This is a genomic window from Rhodococcus sp. JG-3, assembly GCF_000482405.1.
Lineage (GTDB): Bacteria > Actinomycetota > Actinomycetes > Mycobacteriales > Mycobacteriaceae > Rhodococcoides > Rhodococcoides fascians.
Window position 1 is genome coordinate 2,035,128 of sequence record NZ_KI519398.1, and the last position, 20,438, is coordinate 2,055,565.

Annotated in this window: 24 protein-coding genes; 16 read left to right on the forward strand and 8 right to left on the reverse strand. The window is 64.1% G+C overall.

Annotated features, from left to right (window positions below; genetic code table 11):
* The first annotated feature begins 36 nt into the window (after positions 1-36).
* Positions 37-1,200, forward strand: a complete 1,164-nt coding sequence (sucC, locus tag K414_RS0111070; protein WP_027496014.1) for an ADP-forming succinate--CoA ligase subunit beta — start codon at positions 37-39, stop codon at positions 1,198-1,200.
* Between the two features lie 8 nt (positions 1,201-1,208).
* The gene (gene sucD, locus K414_RS0111075; RefSeq protein ID WP_027496015.1) at positions 1,209-2,120 is read left to right on the forward strand and encodes a succinate--CoA ligase subunit alpha; all 912 of its coding nucleotides are present in this window, start codon (positions 1,209-1,211) and stop codon (positions 2,118-2,120) included.
* 120 nt (positions 2,121-2,240) lie between these two features.
* On the opposite strand, the gene K414_RS29110 is transcribed toward sucD, so the two are convergent.
* Positions 2,241-2,414, reverse strand: a complete 174-nt coding sequence (locus K414_RS29110; protein WP_161631795.1) for a hypothetical protein — start codon at positions 2,412-2,414, stop codon at positions 2,241-2,243.
* A 155-nt stretch (positions 2,415-2,569) separates the two neighbouring features.
* On the opposite strand from K414_RS29110, the gene K414_RS0111085 reads away from it, so the two are divergent.
* The 11 genes from K414_RS0111085 (at position 2,570) to K414_RS0111135 (ending at position 15,492) form a co-directional block, all read left to right on the forward strand.
* Positions 2,570-3,058: a hypothetical protein gene (locus K414_RS0111085; protein WP_027496016.1), complete on the forward strand. Its 489-nt coding sequence runs from the start codon at positions 2,570-2,572 to the stop codon at positions 3,056-3,058.
* A gap of 9 nt (positions 3,059-3,067) precedes the next feature.
* Complete coding sequence (locus tag K414_RS0111090) at positions 3,068-3,409, forward strand: DUF2200 domain-containing protein (RefSeq protein ID WP_027496017.1); 342 nt, start codon at positions 3,068-3,070, stop codon at positions 3,407-3,409.
* A gap of 65 nt (positions 3,410-3,474) precedes the next feature.
* Positions 3,475-4,698 carry an acyl-CoA dehydrogenase family protein gene (locus K414_RS0111095; RefSeq protein WP_027496018.1) on the forward strand — a complete coding sequence of 408 codons (1,224 nt, stop codon included), beginning with the start codon at positions 3,475-3,477 and terminating at the stop codon, positions 4,696-4,698.
* A gap of 107 nt (positions 4,699-4,805) precedes the next feature.
* Entirely contained in the window at positions 4,806-5,930 is a 1,125-nt protein-coding gene (gene sfnG, locus K414_RS0111100; RefSeq protein ID WP_027496019.1) for a dimethylsulfone monooxygenase SfnG, read from the forward strand.
* Positions 5,931-6,023: 93 nt separating this feature from the next.
* Positions 6,024-7,232: a DUF5336 domain-containing protein gene (locus K414_RS28195; RefSeq protein ID WP_051365055.1), complete on the forward strand. Its 1,209-nt coding sequence runs from the start codon at positions 6,024-6,026 to the stop codon at positions 7,230-7,232.
* Positions 7,233-7,304: 72 nt separating this feature from the next.
* Positions 7,305-8,777, forward strand: a complete 1,473-nt coding sequence (locus K414_RS0111110; RefSeq protein ID WP_202595061.1) for a DUF6350 family protein — start codon at positions 7,305-7,307, stop codon at positions 8,775-8,777.
* A gap of 79 nt (positions 8,778-8,856) precedes the next feature.
* The gene (gene purN / locus K414_RS0111115) at positions 8,857-9,471 is read left to right on the forward strand and encodes a phosphoribosylglycinamide formyltransferase (protein ID WP_027496021.1); all 615 of its coding nucleotides are present in this window, start codon (positions 8,857-8,859) and stop codon (positions 9,469-9,471) included.
* On the forward strand, positions 9,468-11,024 hold the full coding sequence (purH, locus tag K414_RS0111120; protein ID WP_027496022.1) for a bifunctional phosphoribosylaminoimidazolecarboxamide formyltransferase/IMP cyclohydrolase: 1,557 nt from the start codon (positions 9,468-9,470) through the stop codon (positions 11,022-11,024). Before purN ends, purH begins: the two co-directional genes overlap by 4 nt.
* Before the next feature lie 150 nt (positions 11,025-11,174).
* Entirely contained in the window at positions 11,175-12,044 is an 870-nt protein-coding gene (locus K414_RS0111125; RefSeq protein WP_027496023.1) for a DUF559 domain-containing protein, read from the forward strand.
* A 116-nt stretch (positions 12,045-12,160) separates the two neighbouring features.
* Positions 12,161-13,546, forward strand: coding sequence for an ATP-binding protein (locus tag K414_RS0111130; RefSeq protein WP_027496024.1), 1,386 nt, complete (start codon positions 12,161-12,163; stop codon positions 13,544-13,546).
* Complete coding sequence (locus K414_RS0111135) at positions 13,546-15,492, forward strand: VWA domain-containing protein (protein ID WP_032365919.1); 1,947 nt, start codon at positions 13,546-13,548, stop codon at positions 15,490-15,492. The genes K414_RS0111130 and K414_RS0111135 overlap by 1 nt, the downstream gene beginning before the upstream one ends.
* Here the strand turns inward: K414_RS0111135 and K414_RS0111140 are convergent, their stop codons facing one another.
* From K414_RS0111140 to rpmB, 7 genes are all read right to left on the reverse strand, one after another.
* A complete protein-coding gene (locus K414_RS0111140) occupies positions 15,493-16,065 on the reverse strand; it encodes a DUF1707 domain-containing protein (protein ID WP_027496025.1) in 573 nt (190 codons plus the stop codon).
* A 25-nt stretch (positions 16,066-16,090) separates the two neighbouring features.
* The gene (locus tag K414_RS0111145; RefSeq protein WP_027496026.1) at positions 16,091-16,555 is read right to left on the reverse strand and encodes a hypothetical protein; all 465 of its coding nucleotides are present in this window, start codon (positions 16,553-16,555) and stop codon (positions 16,091-16,093) included.
* 46 nt (positions 16,556-16,601) lie between these two features.
* Positions 16,602-17,528 (reverse strand): AEC family transporter, encoded by a 927-nt coding sequence (locus tag K414_RS0111150; RefSeq protein ID WP_027496027.1) that lies wholly within the window; start codon positions 17,526-17,528, stop codon positions 16,602-16,604.
* An 80-nt stretch (positions 17,529-17,608) separates the two neighbouring features.
* Positions 17,609-17,863 (reverse strand): 30S ribosomal protein S18, encoded by a 255-nt coding sequence (gene rpsR / locus K414_RS0111155; RefSeq protein ID WP_008719028.1) that lies wholly within the window; start codon positions 17,861-17,863, stop codon positions 17,609-17,611.
* A gap of 14 nt (positions 17,864-17,877) precedes the next feature.
* A complete protein-coding gene (gene rpsN, locus K414_RS0111160) occupies positions 17,878-18,183 on the reverse strand; it encodes a 30S ribosomal protein S14 (RefSeq protein WP_027496028.1) in 306 nt (101 codons plus the stop codon).
* A gap of 3 nt (positions 18,184-18,186) precedes the next feature.
* Positions 18,187-18,357, reverse strand: coding sequence for a 50S ribosomal protein L33 (gene rpmG / locus K414_RS0111165; protein ID WP_170944568.1), 171 nt, complete (start codon positions 18,355-18,357; stop codon positions 18,187-18,189).
* A complete protein-coding gene (gene rpmB, locus K414_RS0111170) occupies positions 18,354-18,590 on the reverse strand; it encodes a 50S ribosomal protein L28 (protein WP_027496030.1) in 237 nt (78 codons plus the stop codon). Before rpmB ends, rpmG begins: the two co-directional genes overlap by 4 nt.
* A gap of 137 nt (positions 18,591-18,727) precedes the next feature.
* Between rpmB and K414_RS0111175 the strand changes: the two genes are divergently transcribed.
* The 3 genes from K414_RS0111175 to rpmF are packed head-to-tail and all read left to right on the forward strand — an operon-like array spanning position 18,728 to position 20,388.
* On the forward strand, positions 18,728-19,960 hold the full coding sequence (locus tag K414_RS0111175) for a GTP-binding protein (protein WP_037219133.1): 1,233 nt from the start codon (positions 18,728-18,730) through the stop codon (positions 19,958-19,960).
* Complete coding sequence (locus tag K414_RS0111180; RefSeq protein ID WP_027496032.1) at positions 19,957-20,217, forward strand: type B 50S ribosomal protein L31; 261 nt, start codon at positions 19,957-19,959, stop codon at positions 20,215-20,217. Before K414_RS0111175 ends, K414_RS0111180 begins: the two co-directional genes overlap by 4 nt.
* A 3-nt stretch (positions 20,218-20,220) precedes the next feature.
* Positions 20,221-20,388 (forward strand): 50S ribosomal protein L32, encoded by a 168-nt coding sequence (gene rpmF, locus K414_RS0111185; protein WP_027496033.1) that lies wholly within the window; start codon positions 20,221-20,223, stop codon positions 20,386-20,388.
* The last annotated feature ends 50 nt before the right edge of the window (positions 20,389-20,438 follow it).

The following is a 20,438-nucleotide window of genomic DNA, read 5'->3' on the forward strand; positions in this document are numbered from 1 at the left end:
TGGAGCGGGCGTCAACGTAGACGAGACGGTGAGCTGATGGATCTCTTCGAATACCAGGCGAAGGAATTGTTCGCCAAGCATGGCGTACCCACCTCCGCCGGTCGTGTCACCGACACGGTCGCCGGAGCAACACAGATTGCCGAAGAAATCGGCAAGCCAGTAATGGTCAAGGCGCAGGTCAAGGTCGGCGGCCGCGGCAAGGCCGGCGGAGTCAAGTACTCCAAGGACGTCGCAGCAGCAACCGAGAACGCAGAAGCGATTCTCGGACTCGACATCAAGGGCCATGTCGTCAAGAAGCTTCTCGTCGCAGAAGCCTCCGACATCGCCGAGGAGTACTACATCTCCTTCTTGCTCGATCGCACCAACCGCACCTACCTCGCGATGTGTTCGGTCGAAGGTGGAGTCGAGATCGAGGTGACGGCGGAGGAGAACCCCGACGCACTCGCACGTATCCCCGTCGACGCAGTCAAGGGCGTCGACCTCGCGTTCGCTCGTGAGATCGCCGAGAAGGGCAAGCTGCCCGCCGAGGTGCTCGACGCCGCTGCGGTGACCATCCAGAAGCTGTGGGAGGTCTTCATCAACGAAGACGCTCTCCTGGTCGAGGTCAACCCGCTGGTTCGCACCCCCGACGATCAGATCCTCGCCCTCGACGGCAAGGTCACGCTCGACGCCAATGCAGACTTCCGCCAGCCCGGCCACGCCGAGTTCGAGGACAAGGACGCAGCCGATCCCCTCGAGGCCAAGGCCAAGGAGAACGACCTCAACTACGTCAAGCTCGACGGACAGGTCGGCATCATCGGAAACGGTGCCGGACTGGTCATGTCGACCCTCGACGTGGTCGCATACGCAGGCGAGGCACACGGCGGCGTCAAGCCGGCCAACTTCCTCGACATCGGCGGCGGCGCTTCGGCCGAGGTCATGGCCGCAGGCCTCGACGTCATCCTCGGTGACGAGCAGGTCAAGAGCGTGTTCGTCAACGTCTTCGGTGGCATCACCGCGTGTGACGCAGTCGCCAACGGCATCGTCGGCGCGCTGAAGAAGCTGGGCGACGACGCCAACAAGCCGCTGGTCGTCCGTCTCGACGGCAACAAGGTCGAAGAGGGCCGCAAGATTCTCGCCGACGCCGCGCACCCGCTGGTGACGCTCGCCGGAACCATGGACGAGGGCGCCGACAAGGCCGCCGAGCTGGCAGCGAAGTAGAGGAAACAATGTCTATCTTTTTGAACAAGGACAACAAGGTCATCGTCCAGGGCATCACCGGCGGCGAAGGCACCAAGCACACCGCCCTGATGCTCAAGGCCGGCACCCAGGTCGTCGGTGGCGTCAACGCACGTAAGGCCGGAACCACGGTCAAGCACGTCGACGCACAGGGCAACGACATCGAATTGCCGGTGTTCGCTTCGGTTTCCGAGGCCATGGAGAAGACCGGAGCCGACGTGTCCATCGCGTTCGTGCCGCCGGCATTCTCCAAGGACGCCATCGTCGAAGCGATCGACGCGGAGATCCCGCTGCTCGTCGTCATCACCGAGGGCATCCCCGTGCAGGACTCCGCATACGCGTGGGCCTACAACGTGGAGAAGGGCAAGAAGACCCGCATCATCGGGCCGAACTGCCCCGGAATCATCACTCCCGGTGAGGCATTGGTCGGCATCACGCCCGCCAACATCTCGGGAACCGGCCCCATCGGCCTGGTCTCCAAGAGTGGCACCCTGACCTACCAGATGATGTTCGAGCTCCGTGACTTCGGATTCTCGACGGCCATCGGCATCGGCGGCGACCCCGTCATCGGAACCACCCACATCGACGCCATCGAGGCGTTCGAGGCGGACCCCGACACCAAGATCATCGTCATGATCGGCGAGATCGGCGGCGACGCCGAAGAGCGTGCAGCCGACTACATCAAGGCCAACGTGACCAAGCCGGTCGTCGGCTACGTCGCAGGCTTCACCGCTCCCGAGGGCAAGACCATGGGCCACGCCGGTGCCATCGTCTCCGGCTCGCTGGGAACGGCACAGGCGAAGAAGGACGCACTCGAGGCCGCAGGCGTCAAGGTCGGCAAGACGCCGTCCGAGACCGCTGCCCTCGCGCGCGAAATCCTGGAATCGCTGTCCGTGAAGTAGGACTCGCTTCTGAAAGAGCCCGCCGCCGATTTCGGTGGCGGGCTTTTTCGTGCCCCAATTCCCTTGTGCGCGTTTTGCGTACCTGAAGGTACGCAAAACGCGCACGACGTATGGGCAGCGCTATTCGGCCTCGAACTTGTCCACTCGCCACAGGACGAACACTGTCATCGCTCCGAACAGCGCCGCCGCGAGTGCGTAGTAGAGCGATTCGAAAGTTCCTGCAGCCCATGCCAGGACGATCGCGGACATCAGAAACAACGCGACTTTGAAGTACTCGAACCTCTTGCGTGTCATGTCTTGCCCTCCCGTTCGACGATGTCGCTGCCCATTCTTCCTGAAAAGTGTTGTGTTGCATAGTAATTGAAATTCACAGTAAAGGTAGAGGGGAGTCAATAGCTAAAGTAACGACATCATGTCACAATCTCTGTGACACCGTTCGGGGAGGGCTGATGTCGGAATTTCTGCACCGTCTGTATCGACAGGGGTGGCACGCGGACCCGGCTGTACGACCGGTCGGCCGGTTGATGATCGCGGCCATGGTGGTCTCGTGTCTGTATGCACTCGCCTCGGTGGCGCTGGCGAAGTCGCTGGCGGATTTCCAGATGCATCGACAGGGCATGGACGACGACTCCCTTCCGGCCTCGGCGAAAGCGATCGTCTACGGGGCCTACTCGCTGCGGGTGATCACTGTGGTCAGCCTGATCTTCGGCTACTCGTATCTTGTCCAGCGACTCTCCAGGCGCAGTCCATCCGAACATCGGCTCTTGTTGAGCTGGAGCATCTTCGGAGTTGCTGCCTACTCCTACCTGATCTTCACCCCGAATCTTCCGTGGACCCACGTGGTGCAAGCGGTTCAAATGGTCATCCTGCTGGCGGTCGCAGTGCTGCTGTTCACGCCTCGTGTGCGGGCCTACTTCGCGGGCGCGTCGGTGGACTAGATTGGCCCCGTGCACAACATCTTCACCACCGCCTTCGTGACGGTCCATCGGCTCTACATCAACAAGGTGGAGCGAAAGGGCCGCACCGAAGCGGAGGTCGACGAGATCGTCCGGTGGTTCACCGGGTTCGATCAAGCGACGCTGAAGGAACACCTCGAGGCCGAGACGACATTCGAGGACTTCTTCGCGGCGGCGAACCTCAACCCGAACGCGACGCTGATCACCGGAGTTGTCTGCGGCATCCGCGTCGAGAACGTCGAAGATCCCCTGATGAAGAAAATCCGATTGCTGGACAAGCTGATCGACGAGCTGGCCAAGGGCAAGAAGATGGAGAAAATTCTGCGTGGGTGATCCCGTTAGAATCACGCTGAATCGAACTGTGGTCATTGCTTCGACGCGGGACTTCACTGTGCGTCATGACAACTACCGAAAATCGTGCACTCGCCAAGAACTGGCCCGACGCTCCCACCACTGCCGCCGGATGGGTGTCCCGCGCAGGTGAGGTAGCGCAGCTTCTCGCTGTCGACGCCGTTGCCCGTGACAAGGGTCGTGAGCTTCCGTCCGCAGAGGTTCAGTTGCTCAAGGACGCCGGGCTCGTCACGCTGCTCGGTCCCGTCGAGCACGGTGGCGGCGGCCAGGATTGGCCCACGGCCTACCAGGTGATTCGCACCGTCTCGAAGGCCGACGGCTCGATCGGTCAGCTGCTGGGCTACCACCTTCTCTGGTTCTGGGCTGCGCGTCTCGTGGGCACACCCGAGCAGATCGAGGCCGTCGAGGCCGACGCCACGAAGAACAAGTGGTTCTTCGGCGGTGCCGTCAATCCCCGCGACAACGACGTGTCGGTCACCGACGAGGGCGACACCATCGTGTTCGACGGTTCCAAGACGTTCTCCACCGGCAGTCGTGTCTCGGACGTGACCGTGCTCGAAGGTGCGCTCGAGGGCAGCACCGATCACGTGTTCGCAATCGTGCCGTCGAACATCGAGGGTCTGTCCTTCCACGACGACTGGGACAACATCGGCCAGCGTCAGACCGAAAGTGGCAGCGTCACGATCGACAAGGTTCGCGTCGACTGGGCAAGTGCAGCGGGGTTCGTGGACAAAGTGTTTCAGCCACGCGTCTACAACACCCTCAACGTGCCGACCATTCAGTTGGTGTTCGTCAACTTCTACCTCGGAATCGCGAGGGGTGCTCTCGAGGAAGCCGCGTCGTACACCAAGGACAAGACTCGCGCGTGGCTGCACAGCACGGTGGACAAAGCAGTCGACGAGCCGTACATCATCGACATCTACGGCGATCTGACCGCCAAACTGTGGGCCGTCGAAGCTCTGGCCGACGCAGTTGCGTTGGAAGGACAGAAGATTCACGACAACGCGTGGAACGTCACCGCCGAGGAGCGTGGTGACCACGAGGTGCGGGTGGCCGCAGTCAAGGCTCGCGCCACCGACGTCTCGCTCGAGATCACCTCGACCGTGTTCGAGGCCCTCGGTGCCCGCGCCACGGCCAGCAAGTATGGGTTCGATCGCTTCTGGCGCAACGTCCGTACCCACACCCTGCACGATCCGGTTGCCTACAAGCGACGCGAAGTCGGCCGCTGGGTGCTCACCGGTGAGCTGCCCGAGCCCACCTGGTACTCGTAGTCCCAAATTTCCGGCCCCGATCCGACCCCCGATTTCCGGATGAATGTGCCATCCACGCCATCTGAGTGCGTGGGTGGCACATTCATCCGACAAAGGATGACGCACACATGAGCACCGAAAAGATCGCCGACGCAATCAAGTTCGCGTACTGGGTTCCCAATGTTTCGGGTGGCCTGGTCACCAGCACCATCGAGCAACGGACCAGTTGGGACTACGAGTACAACAAGAAGCTGGCGCAGACCGCCGAGAACAACGGCTTCGAGTATGCCCTCAGCCAGGTCCGTTACGAGGCGAGCTACGGGGCCGAGTTCCAGCACGAGTCGACGAGTTTCTCGCTCGCGTTGCTGTTGGCCACCGAACGTCTGAAAGTCATTGCCGCCGTGCATCCCGGGCTCTGGCAGCCTGCCGTGTTGGCCAAGTTGGGAGCGACGGCCGACCACCTCTCGAACGGCCGTTTTGCGGTCAACGTCGTCAGTGGCTGGTTCAAGGACGAATTCACCCACCTCGGTGAGCCATGGCTCGAGCACGACGAAAGATACCGTCGCAGTGCCGAATTCCTGCAGGTACTGCGCAAGATCTGGACCGAGGACGACGTGGATTTCCGGGGCGATTTCTATCGGATCCACGATTTCACGCTCAAGCCGAAGCCGCTCAACACCCCGGAACGGCCCAATCCTGAACTCTTCCAGGGTGGTAACTCGTCCGCCGCGCAGGAGAATGCCGGCCGGTACTCCGATTGGTACTTCAGCAACGGCAAGGATTTCGACGGCGTCACCGAGCAGCTCGACAACCTGCGTCGGGTCGCGCGCGATCACCGGCGTGAGGTCAAGTTCGGGCTCAACGGCTTCATCATCGCGCGAGACAGCGAGAAGGAAGCACGAGATACGTTGCGAGAGATCATCGACAAGGCCAACAAGCCTGCCGTCGAGGGTTTCAGGGGTGCGGTGCAGCAGGCGGGCAATTCGACGGCCGACAAGAAGGGGATGTGGGCCGACTCGACGTTCGAGGACCTCGTTCAGTACAACGACGGGTTCAAGACGCAGTTGATCGGCACCCCGGAGCAGGTTGCCGAACGCATCGTCGCGTACCGACGCCTCGGCGTCGACCTCGTTCTCGGTGGCTTCCTGCACTTTCAGGAGGAAATCGAATACTTCGGAGCGAAGGTGCTGCCGCTGGTGCGGGAGCTCGAAGCGGCCGAATCGAACGACCACGAGTTGGTCACGTCCCACTGACCTGGAGTTCCTCGAGCGGTCGGGTCCGTGCAGTAGCGTGAGATCTCGGACCCGACCGACCTGGGTACGGCACTATCAGGATGAGGAGACGCGATGACCTACTCGCCCGGCAGCCCTGACAACGGGGGCTCCAACTCTGGTGGCTACGGCGGAGGCGGACCGTCCTACGGCCCCCCGTCCACGCCGAATCAGTCCACGCCGAATCAGCCGTCATCCGGTGCCTACACACAGCCCGGTCAGAACCAGCCGTTCCACCAGCCGTCGGTATCCAACCCGTTCGGCCCGCCCGTGCCAGGAACCTCCGCACCGAGCGGGTCCGCGCCGGGCACGTCCGGGCACTCGACGAAGTCGTCCGGTGCCGGGGTCGCACAACTGCCGAAGATTCTGACCTTCGTGGTGCTCGGTCTCGGTATCGTCAACTTCCTGCTCGGCCTGCTCGATTTCGTCACCGCCGAAGTGTCGTCGTCCGAGCAACTGCCCAGCGGCATCCAGACCTCGTTCAGCACCAACTTCTTCGAGTCCGGCGGAAGTGCGGCGTCGATCGCGTTCCTGCTCGCCGCCGGTCTGATCGCAGGTGCGTCGCTGCTGCAGAAAGACGCCCGGAACCAGGCCGTGATCGCGGCACTGGCCATCGCCGGATTCCTGGTGCTCGTCTTCCAGTCGTTCAGCCTGCCCAGTGCCGAGGGCAACGAGTTCGCCAGCACCAGCAGTTCGCTCGGAATCGGCGCGATCCTGGTGCTCGTGTTGGGCTTCGTGCAGGCGGCTGCCGCTGTGGTTGCGCTGCTGCTCGATGCAGGCATCGTCAAGGCCCCGGCACCCAAGCAGTCCGGCTTCGGGAACCAGGGTCAGCAGTCCGGTTACGGCCAGCAGAATCCGTACAACGCGCCGACGACGTCGTTCGGTGGACCGTCCGGACCGCAGAACTACAGCAACCCGCCGGCCTACGGTCAGGCCCCGTCGAACACAGCGGGCTCGTCGAACTTCGGGCAAACGCCGAGTGGACAGACGTCCGGCCAGCATTCCTACGGTCCCGGCGCACAGTCGCCGTACGGCAATCAGCCTGCGCCGAACACGGGACCGCAGGGTGACTATGCGCCGCCGCCCTACACCGGTCCGAGCGGTCCGCCCGCAGGGCAGGCGTACCCGCCGAACCAGTACCAGTACGGCAACCAGCCGTCCGGTTACGGTCAGCCGTCGAGCACACCAGACGAGTCCGAGTCGGGCTCACAGTCGACGCCGTACGGCGCACCGACTCAATCGTTCGGCGCGACTCCCGCGGAAGACGACAACAAGCGCGACTGATTTCGCACGTCACACTCGACTTCGCGGCGCGCCTGACCGGCGTGCCGCGTCGTTGATGCGAATCTCGTAGTGATGAGCGATCTATTGAACCGAGATACTCGACGCGCGGCCGCACGCAGTTCCCGTGTGAGCACCGGGCCTACGCCCGATCAGTCACGAACGCTCGCTGCAGTGGCCTTCAAGACCTCCGGGTTGGTGGTGGTCATCGCCACGACTCTGGTCCTGATCACCCTTGTCTCGGTCAACAGTGATCTCACCGGAACCCTCGGTGCCATCGCCGGTTCCTGGTTCGCGGTGCACCTGGTGCCGCTGAGTATCGGTGGCACGTCGATGGGCGTCGCCCCGATGCTTCCCACCCTCGTCGTCGCCTGGTCCGTCGCACGCACGGTTCACCACGCGGTGGACGAGACCACCGACCGCCGCATGGTCAGGTGGGTGTTCGCCGCGTCGATGGCCGGACCCCTCGCTTTCACGGCCATCGCTCTGGCCGTCGCCAAGGATGCGTCGACGGTTATCGGACTGTCGAGCCCCAACGCACTCGTCGCCTTCTCGTGGGTGGCCGGGGTACACGCAGCGGCGTCGGGCACCGGCCTGGTCCTGGCTCGCTGGGATGCCCTGGTGATCGATCGACACCTTCCAGACTGGGTACGCGCACTCGTCGCGCCGCTCGTGCGGTCCGTTTCGGTGCTGACGGCAGGCGGTGCCGCCATCGTGCTGCTGGCTCTGCTCGCTTCCTGGGACACCGCCGGTTCACTGCTCGACAACGGACGCACCCTCGTCGGCATGCTGGGACTGACCGTGCTGTCGGTGCTGTACCTGCCGAACATCGTCCTCGGTGCCCTCGCCGTCGCGACGGGGTCCTCAGCGAGTTTCGGAGACGCATCGGTCAGCCTGTTCTCGACGACCGGCGGGCCGCTCCCACCGCTCCCGATCCTCGCCGTCCTCCCCGAGGGCTCCGCGCAGACGATCTGGGTCGTCATGCTCGTCGTTCCCATCGCAGCCGGGCTACTCCTGGGACGCGACTGCGCGATCCGAAGCGTGGACGTCCAGGTCGCGGTCTCCTCGGTGTGGGCGGTAGCCGCCGTCACCGGAGCCCTCGCCGCGGTGTTCGGCTACGCCGCAGGCGGGAACCTCGGCACGTTCGGAACAGTCGAAGTCACCGTGTGGAGCTTCGCACTGTTGACCTTCGCCTGGCTCGGCGTCGTCGGATCCGTTTCGGCGGCCATCGTCGTGTGGCGTCGAGCAGACCCGGAACCCGACCACGAACCCCACGACCGATCCGGTACCGAGCAGCAGCCCGTGCCGGCGACCGTGCCCGCAGTAGACCTGGCCATTCGAGCGCCTGCGTCGGAGCCGGACGAGGCTGTCGCGGACACCGTCGTCGAGGCCGAGGTCGTCGACGAGAAGCCGGTCGCGACAGTGGAAGCAGACGATCCGATCGCGGCAGACGCCGAATCCGAGGAACCGCTCGAGGCCGAGATCGTCGCTCCGCCCCCGGCCCAGGACGACGCGTCGAGCACTGCGGAGGACGGACCTGCCCGGTAGGGGCGCGGGTCGGAGCGACTAGGCTTTCTGCTGGCTCGAACGATCCCCTCGATACCTCAGGAGTAGTGCGCTGACTGCCTTGCGTGAGACACCCGCGCGGGTCGTCGTCCTCGCGTCGGGGACCGGCTCGCTCCTGCAGTCGCTCGTCGCCGCGACAACTGCCGAGGACTACCCGGCACGCATCGTGGCCGTCGGAGTCGATCGAGAGTGCGCGGCCGCTCGTCATGCCGACGATGCCGCGATCCCACATTTTCGTATCGGCTTGCGAGACTTCGCCGATCGGTCTGCCTGGGATGAGGCGCTCACCGACGCTGCACTGGGGTTCGAGCCCGATCTGATCGTCACCGCAGGGTTCATGAAGATCCTCGGTCCTCGATTTCTCGACGCGTTCGCCGGCCGAATCGTCAACACGCACCCCGCGCTGCTGCCGTCGTTCCCCGGTGCGCACGCCGTTCGAGACGCGCTGGACCACGGCGTGAAACTGACCGGTTCGACGGTGCATCTGGTCGATTCCGGTGTCGACACCGGGCCGATCCTGGCTCAGGAAGCCGTGCCCGTTCTCGACGGCGACGACGAAGCGGCATTGCACGAACGCATCAAGACTGTGGAACGACGGTTGCTGGTCGACGTGATCGCAGCGGTCGCAGCCAAAGGTGTCACCTCCGATGGACGAAAGGCTCAGATAATCCGATGAGTGAACGTAAAGCGGTGCGCCGCGCACTGGTCAGTGTCTACGACAAGACCGGACTGATCGAACTTGCGACCGGTTTGCATGCCGCGGGCGTCGCTCTGGTGTCCACCGGATCGACGGCGAGCAAGATCGCCGACGCCGGAATCCCGGTCACCAAGGTCGAGGACCTCACCGGATTCCCCGAAACCCTCGAGGGTCGCGTCAAGACGCTGCATCCTCGCGTCCATGCCGGGGTCCTCGCCGACACCCGCAAGCCCGAGCACCTGGCTCAGCTGGATGAGCTTGGCATCGAGGCGTTCGAGCTCGTCGTGGTCAACCTGTACCCGTTCACCGAGACCGTGGCCAGCGGTGCGACACCCGACGAATGCGTCGAGCAGATCGATATCGGTGGCCCGTCGATGGTGCGCGCCGCAGCCAAGAATCACCCCTCGGTCGCGGTTGTCGTAGACCCGAGTCGGTACGACGACGTACTCACCGCTGTCTCCGGTGGCGGATTCACGCTCGCCGAGCGCACATCTCTTGCCGCGCAGGCATTTCAGCACACCGCGGCGTACGACGTCGCAGTGGCGTCGTGGATGTCGAGCGTCCTGACCCCCGACACCGAGACCGTTTTCCCGGAGTGGATCGGCGGCACCTGGGACCGCTCCGCAGTACTTCGGTACGGCGAGAACCCGCACCAGAAGGCTGCCCTGTACGTCGACTCCTCCGCTGCTGCCGGCATCGCGCAGGCCGAGCAGCTGCACGGAAAAGAGATGTCGTACAACAACTTCACCGATTCGGATGCGGCCTGGCGGGCAGCGTTCGATCACTCGGAGCCCACCGTCGCGATCATCAAGCACGCAAACCCGTGCGGAATCGCCGTCGGCACCGACATCGCCGAGGCGCACCGAAAGGCGCATGCGTGCGATCCGGTGAGCGCCTACGGCGGCGTCATCGCGGCCAACCGTGAGGTCACCGTCGAGATGGCCGAGCAGGTCGCCGAGATCTTCACCGAGGTCATCATCGCGCCGTCCTACGCCGACGGCGCGCTGGGAGTGCTGCAGCGCAAGAAGAACATTCGAGTTCTGCTCGCAGAAGCGCCGCCCACGTCGGGCGTCGAACTCAAGCCGATCTCCGGCGGGGCACTGCTGCAGCAGAGAGACGTCATCGACGCCGACGGCGACGATCCGGCCAACTGGACCCTGGCTGCGGGCGAACCCGCCGACGAGCAGACCCTCAAGGATCTCGAATTCGCTTGGCGCGCAGGACGAGCCGTCAAGTCCAACGCAATTTTGCTCGCCCACGACGGCGCGTCGGTCGGCGTCGGAATGGGCCAGGTCAACCGCGTCGACGCCGCCCACCTCGCAGTCCAGCGTGCCGGGGATCGCGTCGTCGGTTCGGTCGCATCCTCCGATGCCTTCTTCCCGTTCCCCGACGGCTTGCAGGTTCTCATGACGGCGGGCGTCAAAGCCGTTGTGCAGCCCGGTGGTTCGGTCCGCGACAACGAAGTGATCGCTGCTGCCCAGGACGCGGGCGTGACGCTGTATATGACGGGTTCGCGGCACTTCGCCCACTAGCTTGTTCCGTCGAGATCGCAGTTGTGCAGCCTTTTACACCATTTCCGCTCGCATAACTGCGATCTCGGCGATCTGTGGATGAACGAAACCATAATCCACAGATTGGCCTGCCGGCCGTGTCGAGGGGCTCGACCCTGCCAGGGTTGAGCGATGGGGATCGAGTCAGGACCGTTTCGTGGGTCGGTTGCAGTGCAGTCCGGTTCGTTGAGCCGTCACCGACTGAGCCGCGACTATGTACGAGTGTTCCGTGACACGTATGTGCCCGCGGGAACCACCCTGGATGCGCGGACCCTGGCTGTGGCGGCATCTGTGTGCGTCGGCAACAGCGCAATTGTCGCGGGTACTTCGGCGGCCGCCATACATGGCGCGCGATGGGTCGACGCCTCGGTGCCGCCCACTGTGCTTGCGCCGAAAAAATCACATCGAATACCAGGGCTGATCCTCCGGCGCGACTCGATCGAGCCCGCCGATGTGCTCGTTGTCGGCGGGGTGGCGGTGACCAACCCCGTACGAACCGCGTTCGATATAGGGCGATGGGTTCCGCCACCGCAGTCCGTGATCTTCCTCGATTCACTCATGGCCGCGACCGGCCTCGAGCGGGATGCGGTGAGTGCATTCGCGTCACTGCGTCCGAGGTGTCGGGGTATCCGGGTGCTGCTCGACGCCCTCGGTCGGGTGGATGGAGGCGCGGAATCGCCGCAGGAGACGCGCACCCGACTGTTGCTGATCGACGCTGGACTTCCGAAACTCACCACCCAGATCGACATTCGAGATGCGCGTGGTCGATTTGTCGCGCGGATCGACATGGGGTGGGAGAGGTGGCGTGTCGGGGTGGAATACGAGGGGGTGCAGCACTGGCTCGACGAGCGTCAGCGGACCCGCGACATCGAGCGGTACGAGGACTTGCAGCAGTGCGATTGGCATATCGTTCGGGTCAATTCCGAACAACTCCGCCGTCGTCCCGACGAAGTCGTCCGTCGAGTTCGGGCCAAGCTCCGTGAGGCAGGAGCACCGATCTAGCGAGATCGCAGTTGTGCAGGGGATTTGTCCAGTTCGGGTGGCATAAGTGCGAACTCGACGGAACCACAACGGACCACTAGATGGCAGCAATCGTCAAACGCTCGTAGCGTGGAGAAGTGACCTCCACCAAACCTGGCATCTCCACTCTCGGCGAACTCAAGGCATCCGGACATCGGCAGCGGTCGATCAAGGAAGAGCTCCGCGAAAATCTTCTGACGGCGTTGCGTGACGGCGAAGATCCGTGGCCGGGGATCGTCGGCTTCGGGTCGACGGTGCTGCCGCAATTCGAGCGCGCGATTCTGGCCGGTCATGACGTCGTTCTGCTGGGTGAGCGTGGGCAGGGCAAGACGCGTCTGCTGCGTACCCTCAACCTGCTCCTCGACGAGTGGGTGCCGGTGATCGCCGGTGCCGAACTGGGCGAGCATCCGTACGAGCCCATCACCCCTGCGAGTATTCGTAGAGCGAAGGAACTGGGCGACGACCTGCCCATCGAGTGGCGGCACCGCAGCGAGCGGTACGCCGAGAAGCTCGCGACCCCGGATACCTCGGTGGCCGACCTCGTCGGCGATGTCGATCCGGTGAAGGTCGCCGAGGGCCGCAGCTTGGGCGACCCGGAGACCATTCACTTCGGTCTGGTTCCGCGGAGTCATCGCGGCATCGTGGCGATCAACGAACTTCCCGACCTCGCGGAGCGCATCCAGGTGTCGCTGCTCAACGTCATGGAGGAGCGCGACATTCAGGTCCGCGGCTACACCCTGCGGCTCCCGCTCGACGTCATGTTGGTGGCCAGCGCCAACCCCGAGGACTACACCAATCGCGGACGCATCATCACCCCGCTCAAGGACCGCTTCGGTGCCGAGATCAGAACGCACTACCCGCTCGAGCTGGACGACGAGGTAGCCGTCATCGATCAGGAAGCGGACCTGCAGGCCGAGGTCCCGGCATACCTGCTCGAGGTGCTCGCTCGATTCACTCGACTGCTGCGCGAATCGCCGTCGGTCGACCAGCGCTCCGGCGTCTCGGCACGATTCGCGATCGCCGCTGCCGAAACGATCGCTGCCGCAGCGGTTCACCGCGCCGCGATACTCGGCGAAGCGGACGCCGTGGCGCGGCCGGTGGATCTGGGAACGATCATCGAGGTGCTGCGCGGCAAGGTCGAGTTCGAGTCGGGCGAAGAAGGCCGCGAAATCGAGGTCCTCGAGCACATGCTTCGACGCGCGACGGCCGATACCGTCCGGGCACACCTGGGCGGCCTGAACCTCGCGGCGTTGGTGACGGCCGTCGAGACCGGCGACCCGATCGTCACCGGCGATCGCATCACCGCAAAAGCTCTGCTCGACGAGCTGCCCGACGTGGCCGTGATCGGGGACATCACCGAGCGGTTGAAGGCAACCTCGGACGGCGAGAAAGCAGCCGCCGTCGAACTGGCACTCGAAGGTCTCTACCTCGCGCGGCGAATCTCCAAGGATCCCGACGACGACGGCCAGACGGTGTACAGCTGATGCGTCGCTCCAGGTACGGGCGCTATCACGAGGGCCCGGATCCACTGGCTCCTCCCGTCGATCTGCGGGAGGCCTTGGATGCGATCGGCGAGGACGTCCTCGAGGGGGCGTCGCCTCGCCGGGCGTTGCAGGAGATGCTGCGGCGCGGAACGAAGAACATGCGCGGGCTCGACGACCTCGCGGCCCAGGCTGCCAAGCGTCGCCGAGATCTGTTGAAGCAGAACAACCTCGACGGCACGCTGCAGGAAGTGCGTGAGCTGCTGGACAAGGCGGTGCTCGAGGAGCGTAAAGCGTTGGCGCGTGCCCTCGACGACGATGCGCGGTTCCAGGAGATGCAGATCGGGGATCTCTCGCCGTCCACCGCGCAAGCGGTGCAGGAGCTGTCGGACTACGACTGGCGTTCGTCGGAGGGGCGCGAGAACTACGAGAAGATCAAGGATCTGCTCGGCCGCGAGATGCTCGATCAGAGATTCGCCGGCATGAAGCAGGCTCTCGAAGGTGCCACCGAGCAGGATCGTCAGGCCATCAGCGAGATGCTGAAGGACCTCAACGAACTGCTCGACGCCCACAACAAGGGCGAGAACACCGACGAGCAGTTCGACGAGTTCATGAACAAGCACGGTCAGCATTTTCCGGAGAATCCGAAGAATGTCGACGAGCTACTCGATTCACTGGCGGAAAGGGCTGCCGCCGCGCAGCGACTACGCAACTCTCTGACTCCCGAGCAGCGAGCCGAGTTGGATGCGTTGGCCCAGCAGGCCTTCGGTGATTCGAACCTGCTGGATCAGCTCGATCAACTGGATCAGAATCTGCAGCAGGCCCGGCCCGGTGAGGATTGGGACGGTTCGCAGAACTTCCGCGGCGAGAACGGAATGGGCCTCGGTGACGGTACCGGGGCACTGCAGGACATTGCCGATCTCGAGAATCTGGGCAATCAGCTCTCGCAGCAGTACAACGGGGCGGCGCTGGACGATATCGACGCCGATGCCCTGCTGAAACAGCTCGGACCGGAGGCTGCTGCCGACGCCCGGATGCTCTCGGAGCTCGAAAAGGCGCTGCAGCAGCAGGGTTTCATGGACAAGGGTGCCGACGGTCAGTGGCGTCTGTCGCCGAAGGCGATGCGTCAGTTGGGGCAGTCGGCGTTGAAGGATGTCGCTGGAAAGCTATCTCGACGCGGCGGCGAGCGAGATACTCGTAAGGCCGGCGCGATGGGTGAGCCGACGGGAGCGTCGCGCACCTGGGAATTCGGCGACACCGAACCGTGGGACGTGACCCGCACGGTCAACAATGCCGTCTTGCGTACGGCTGCACAGGGATCGGGCTTTCCGGTGCAGCTACAGGTGACAGATGTGGAGATCAGCGAGACCGAAACCCGGACGCAGGCTGCGGTGGCGTTGTTGGTCGACACGTCGTTCTCGATGGTGATGGACGGCCGCTGGGTACCGATGAAGCGCACCGCACTGGCTCTGAATCATCTGGTGAGCACTCGATTCCGCGGGGACGATCTGCAGCTGATCGGATTCGGCAGGCATGCACAGACTTTGACGGCCTCGGAGCTCGCCGGACTGGACGGTGCCTACGATCAGGGCACCAATCTGCATCATGCGTTGATGCTCGCGGTGCGGCATCTGCGTCGTCATCCCAATGCACAGCCGGTGGTCTTGATCGTCACCGACGGTGAGCCGACGGCTCATCTCGAGCCGGACGGTCATGCGTATTTCGATTACCCGCCGTCGTCGAAGACGTTGGGGTTGACGGTGCGTGAGCTCGATACCGTCGCGAAACTCGGTGCGCAGGTGACGATTTTCCGTCTCGGTGACGATCCCGGTCTGGCCCGGGTGGTCGACAAGATGGCCGAGCGGGTCGGCGGCAGGGTCATCGCGCCGGATCTGGACGGATTGGGTGCTGCGGTGGTGAGCGACTACCTCAAGCGTCGGCGATCGTAGTCATTTCTCTGCTGCCTTGATGTCCACCGAGACTCCGCCCCAGAAGGCGAGTCCGGTGATGACCACTCGGGGCGCACCGGGGTGCGTAGCGCTGACGTGCTCGAATCCGCCCATGATTCCGGTGCCGCGGACCTCGACGCCGATGCCGGGCGGCACGGTGATCTCGATGCCGCCCATGATCGCGACGCAGTTGATCGTGGTTTCCTGGGCCGAGAACGTCGCTCGGCGTAGGTCGAGTTGCACTCCGCCCCAGAAGGCGAGCGCGTCGATGCGTGCGGCGACGGTCCATTCGCCTTTGCGAACCGATCCGCTCATGATCGCGATGGCCCGATCGGTCTGGGGCGCACCGGTCTGCGTCGTCTGCGGAGGTGGGGTGAGGGCCAGATCGTCGGTCAACAGGTCCAAGTCGCCGTAGGTCTTCGCTCGGTACGCCGCGGCCGTCCGCTCGTCGTACTCGGTGACGGTCAGTTGACCGTTGGCGAACGCGTCGCTCAGCAGCTGCGCTACGAGGTTGCGATCGGCATCGGCAGCGCGCACCGTACTTCGATTTCGGTCGGGTAGTTGGTCGCTCACCGGTCGGACATTACCGGCGACCGGGTCAGGCCGCATTCAGGATTGCGCGATGACCCAGCGGCGACGCCAGCGTGATCTGCATGGTGGCGTAGACGGCAACCATGATGCAGGACTTGTCCTCGGCGTCCGGTCTGGTCCCGGTACGCAGTTCGATCGTGACGGCCGTATCGGTCTCGGTCACCGTCGCGTCGGCTCCGTAGCACTCGGGCGTGCCGGTGACGAAGTGCACCGCGATGGTGTTGGGGGAGACCTGGCTCCATGACTCGAACGGAGTGGTCGTCGCGCGGATCAGATCCGGGGTCGACTCGAACATCGTGCCGACGTCGCCGACGGGAACCTCGTGGGGGACGGGCGGCGCGCTGGGTTGCTGGACGAACCCGATGGGGGTGGTGGAGTTCGTTGTCGGTGTCGTCTCGTCGTCGTCACCGGCGGCGGTGCTGCAGCCGGCCAGGAGCAGGCACAGCATGACACCTGCAGCGAGAAACCTCATGAACCCAAAGTAGCGCTGGGAGCTGAGGAGAACCTTTGCGTTCGTCTCATGCCAGCAGCACCGTGACGAGTGCGATGACGGGAATCGAGACCAGGGTCGTGACGAATGCCGTGTCGCGGGCCAGAACGACCCCTCGCTGGTAGCGGCTCGCGAAGACGAAGACGTTCTGCGCCGTGGGCAGTGCCGAGACAACGACGATGGCGAACAGGTCGTGCCCGTCGAGGCCGAAGACGAATCGGGCCATCAGATACCCGAGCAGGGGCTGCAGCGCCATCTTGAACAGGGTCGCCAGAGCTACGTCCCGTCGCGGGCTGATGCCCTTCTGCAGCACCCGCGCGCCGTACAGCGACAGTCCGAACGCGAGCAGTGCACCCGGAACGGACAGGTTGCCGACGAGTTGAAACGGCTGCATGAGCGCCTCGGGGAGCTCGAATCCGGTGATCGACAGTACGAGACCCGCGGCCCCGGCCAGCACGATCGGGTTTCGGAACGGCGTCGTGACCGTCTTGAACAGGGAGACCTCGTCGATCTTGGTGGAGATGTCGAGGACGGTCACGGCGATCGGCGTGTAGATCATGATCTGGAACAGCAGCAGGGGTGCGACGAAGTTGGCGTCGCCCAGCACGAACACAGCGATCGGGATACCGAGGTTCGCGGCATTGACGTAGGAGCTCGCGAGTGCGCCGACGGTCGCGTCGGGCACGGCGCGTTTCAGCGCGAGCTTCGCGATGACGAAGTAGATGGCCCCGACGAGTAGCGCAGTGGAACCGGCGACGGCCAGTACGGGGGACAGGATGACCGACAGATCCGACCTGGCCAACGTGATGAACAGCAGTGACGGCGTCGCCACGAAGAAGACCAGTCGGCTCAGAACGAATTGGCCGTGTTCGCCGAGAATTTTCAGATGGGCGAGCAGGTAGCCCAATGCGATGACGACGAAGATGACGGTGAAGCCTTCGAGAACGCCGGACATCGTAGAACTGCTCGTTTCTTGCTAGGAACGACAGAAAGGCCACGTAGCCCAGGGCTACGTGGCCTTTCTCGAAAGCTGATTCAGCGGCTGGTGAACGGCAGCAATGCCATTTCACGAGCGTTCTTCACTGCGACGGCGACCTGGCGCTGCTGCTGCGGGGTGAGCCCGGTGACCCGGCGGCTACGGATCTTGCCGCGGTCGGAAATGAACTGACGAAGAAGGTTGATGTCCTTGTAGTCCACCGTGGTGACCTTGGCGGCGTTCAACGGGTTCTTCTTCGGTCGACGACCCGCCTCTGCGCGGACCTTCTTCGACGGTGCTCTCTTGACTGCCATCTCTACCTTTTCCCTTACCAGCTCGACTTGTGGACGCCTGGCAGCTCCCCGCGGTGAGCCATCTCGCGCATCTTCACGCGGGACAGCCCGAATTTCCGTAGGTAACCGCGCGGACGTCCATCCGCAGCGTCACGATTGCGCAATCGTACCGGACTCGAATCGCGTGGCAGACGCTGCAGTGCCGCCTGGGCCTCCGCGCGCTCGGAATCGCTGCTCGAGGGCTTGCGAATGATCTCTTTGAGCTCTGCGCGACGCGTTGCCCAGCGGGCGACGACGACCTTGCGTTGCTCGTTCTTCGCGATCTTCGATTTCTTGGCCACCGGTCAGCGCTCCTCTCGGAAATCGACGTGCTTGCGGACGACCGGGTCGTACTTCTTCATCACGAGTCGGTCGGGATCGTTGCGGCGGTTCTTGCGGGTGACGTAGGTGTAGCCGGTGCCGGCGGTCGACTTGAGTTTGACGATGGGGCGGACGTCGGTGCTCTTGCCCATCAGACCTTCTCCCCACGTGCGCGGATCTTGGCCACCACGGCGTCGATGCCGTCGCGGTCGATGGTCTTGATGCCCTTGGCCGAGAGCGTGAGGGTGACGCGGCGTCCGAGGCTGGGGGCGTAGTAGGTCTTGCGCTGGATGTTGGGATCCCACCTGCGGCTGGTGCGCACGTGGGAGTGCGAGACCGACTTTCCGAAGCTGGGGGTGCGGCCGGTGACCTGGCAGTGCGCTGACATGAGCACTCCTTTCTTGCCGTTATGACAATCGTTTTCGACAAAGCGTTCAAGCGAATGTAGCGTGCATCCTCAGAGAATGACAATCGTTGTCGAGAAGAAAGGCGCTCGTGAACACATCACCGGACGATCGAACCCCGATGGTCCTCGTCTCCGACTGGACCGGAGCCATGGACGCTGTCGTGACATCGCTGCTCGCGCCGGGAACTGTCGCAGTCCGCCACGACCTGAGCCGCGTCACCGAGGGCGTCGTACGCCGAACGTTGTTCGTCCTGGGTGAGAACCCGCGCGAGACGATCTTGGAACTGGCGCACGGCTGTGTCTCCTGCACGCTGCGCGAGGACCTGCTGCCGCTGCTACGCGCACTGTCGAGTCGCAGCAGTGTCGATCGCATCGTGCTCGTTCTGGACCCCGCACTCGAGCCCGAGGCGTTGTGCTGGGCGGTGGACAACGTCATCGTCGCCGACGTGGTGGGGCAGATCGACGGACCTGCCTCGAGGGACGTCCGTATCGAGGCCGTGATCGGCTGCCTCGACGCCGCAACCTGGCTGGCCGACGCCACCGGCGACGACACCTTGGCCGACCGCGGCATCGTCGCCAGCGGCGACGACGATCGAACCGTCGCGCAGCTGGTGGTAGGCCAGGTGGACTATTCCGACGCGCTCGTCGTCACCGCAGATCCCGAAGTCGACGCCTGGGAGCGTGCCAGGCTTGCGGCTGTCCTCGCGCGGTTGGCGCCGAACGCACCCGTCGTCTGGGTTTCTCAGGACTCGATGGTCGACGGCCCAGCAGTTCTCGCGTCCGTTCCCTTCGATGCCCGGCGCGGTGAGATCACCGACGCCCACTCTCCGCTGTTGCGCGGCCAGCCGCCCTTGTCCGTCGACTGCGGAGTCGCACTCGTGGAGTTCACCGCAACTCGGCCGTTCCATCCCGAACGACTGCACGAGGCCATCGACGTGTTGCTCGACGGCGTCGTCACCGCCCGCGGACGGGCGTGGGTGGCCACGCAACCCGACGAAGCGCTCTGGATCGAATCGGCCGGCGGCGGACTACGGGTGGCGAGCGCCGGAAAGTGGCTTGCGGCAATGACTCCGGCGGAACAGGATCGCATCGACACGACCAGACGAGCGATGGCTGCGCTGCGGTGGGACGAGCAGTTCGGCGATCGAGACACGTCGTTGGTGATTTTGGTACATCAGGCCGACCCCACCGAGATCGACCGAACTCTGCAGTGGGCGTTGGTGTCAGACGACGAGATGACCGATCCCGCTCAGTGGGCCACGTGGACCGACCCGTTCGGACAGTGGCACGAAGACCCCTGCGAGAGCAGCGAATCCCCGTACGCAGACCAGTCACGAGAGGCAACAGAATGAAGCCAGGCATCCACCCCGATTACTATCCGGTGGTGTTCCAGGACTCGAGCACCGGAAACAAATTTCTCACTCGATCCACCGTCACGTCCGCCCGCGAGACCGAGTGGGAAGACGGCAACACCTACCCCCTGATCGTCGTCGACGTCTCGTCCGAATCGCATCCTTTCTGGACCGGGGCGACACGCGTCATGGACACCCAGGGACGCGTCGAGAAGTTCGAGAAGCGCTACGGCCGTCGAAGCCGAAAGGAGGCGTGAGACATGGCTGTTCCGAAGAGAAAGATGTCGCGTTCCAACACGCGTAGCCGACGGGCACAGTGGAAAGCCGTCGCCCCGGATCTCGTGACCGTGCGTTTTCAGGGCCGAGAGTTCCGAGTGCCGCGCAGGTTGGTCAAAGCGGTTCAGGCCGGCGTCTACGACCCGAGCTGACCCCCCGCTCGTGCGCGTTGTGCGTCCTTCCAGGTACGCACAACGCGCAC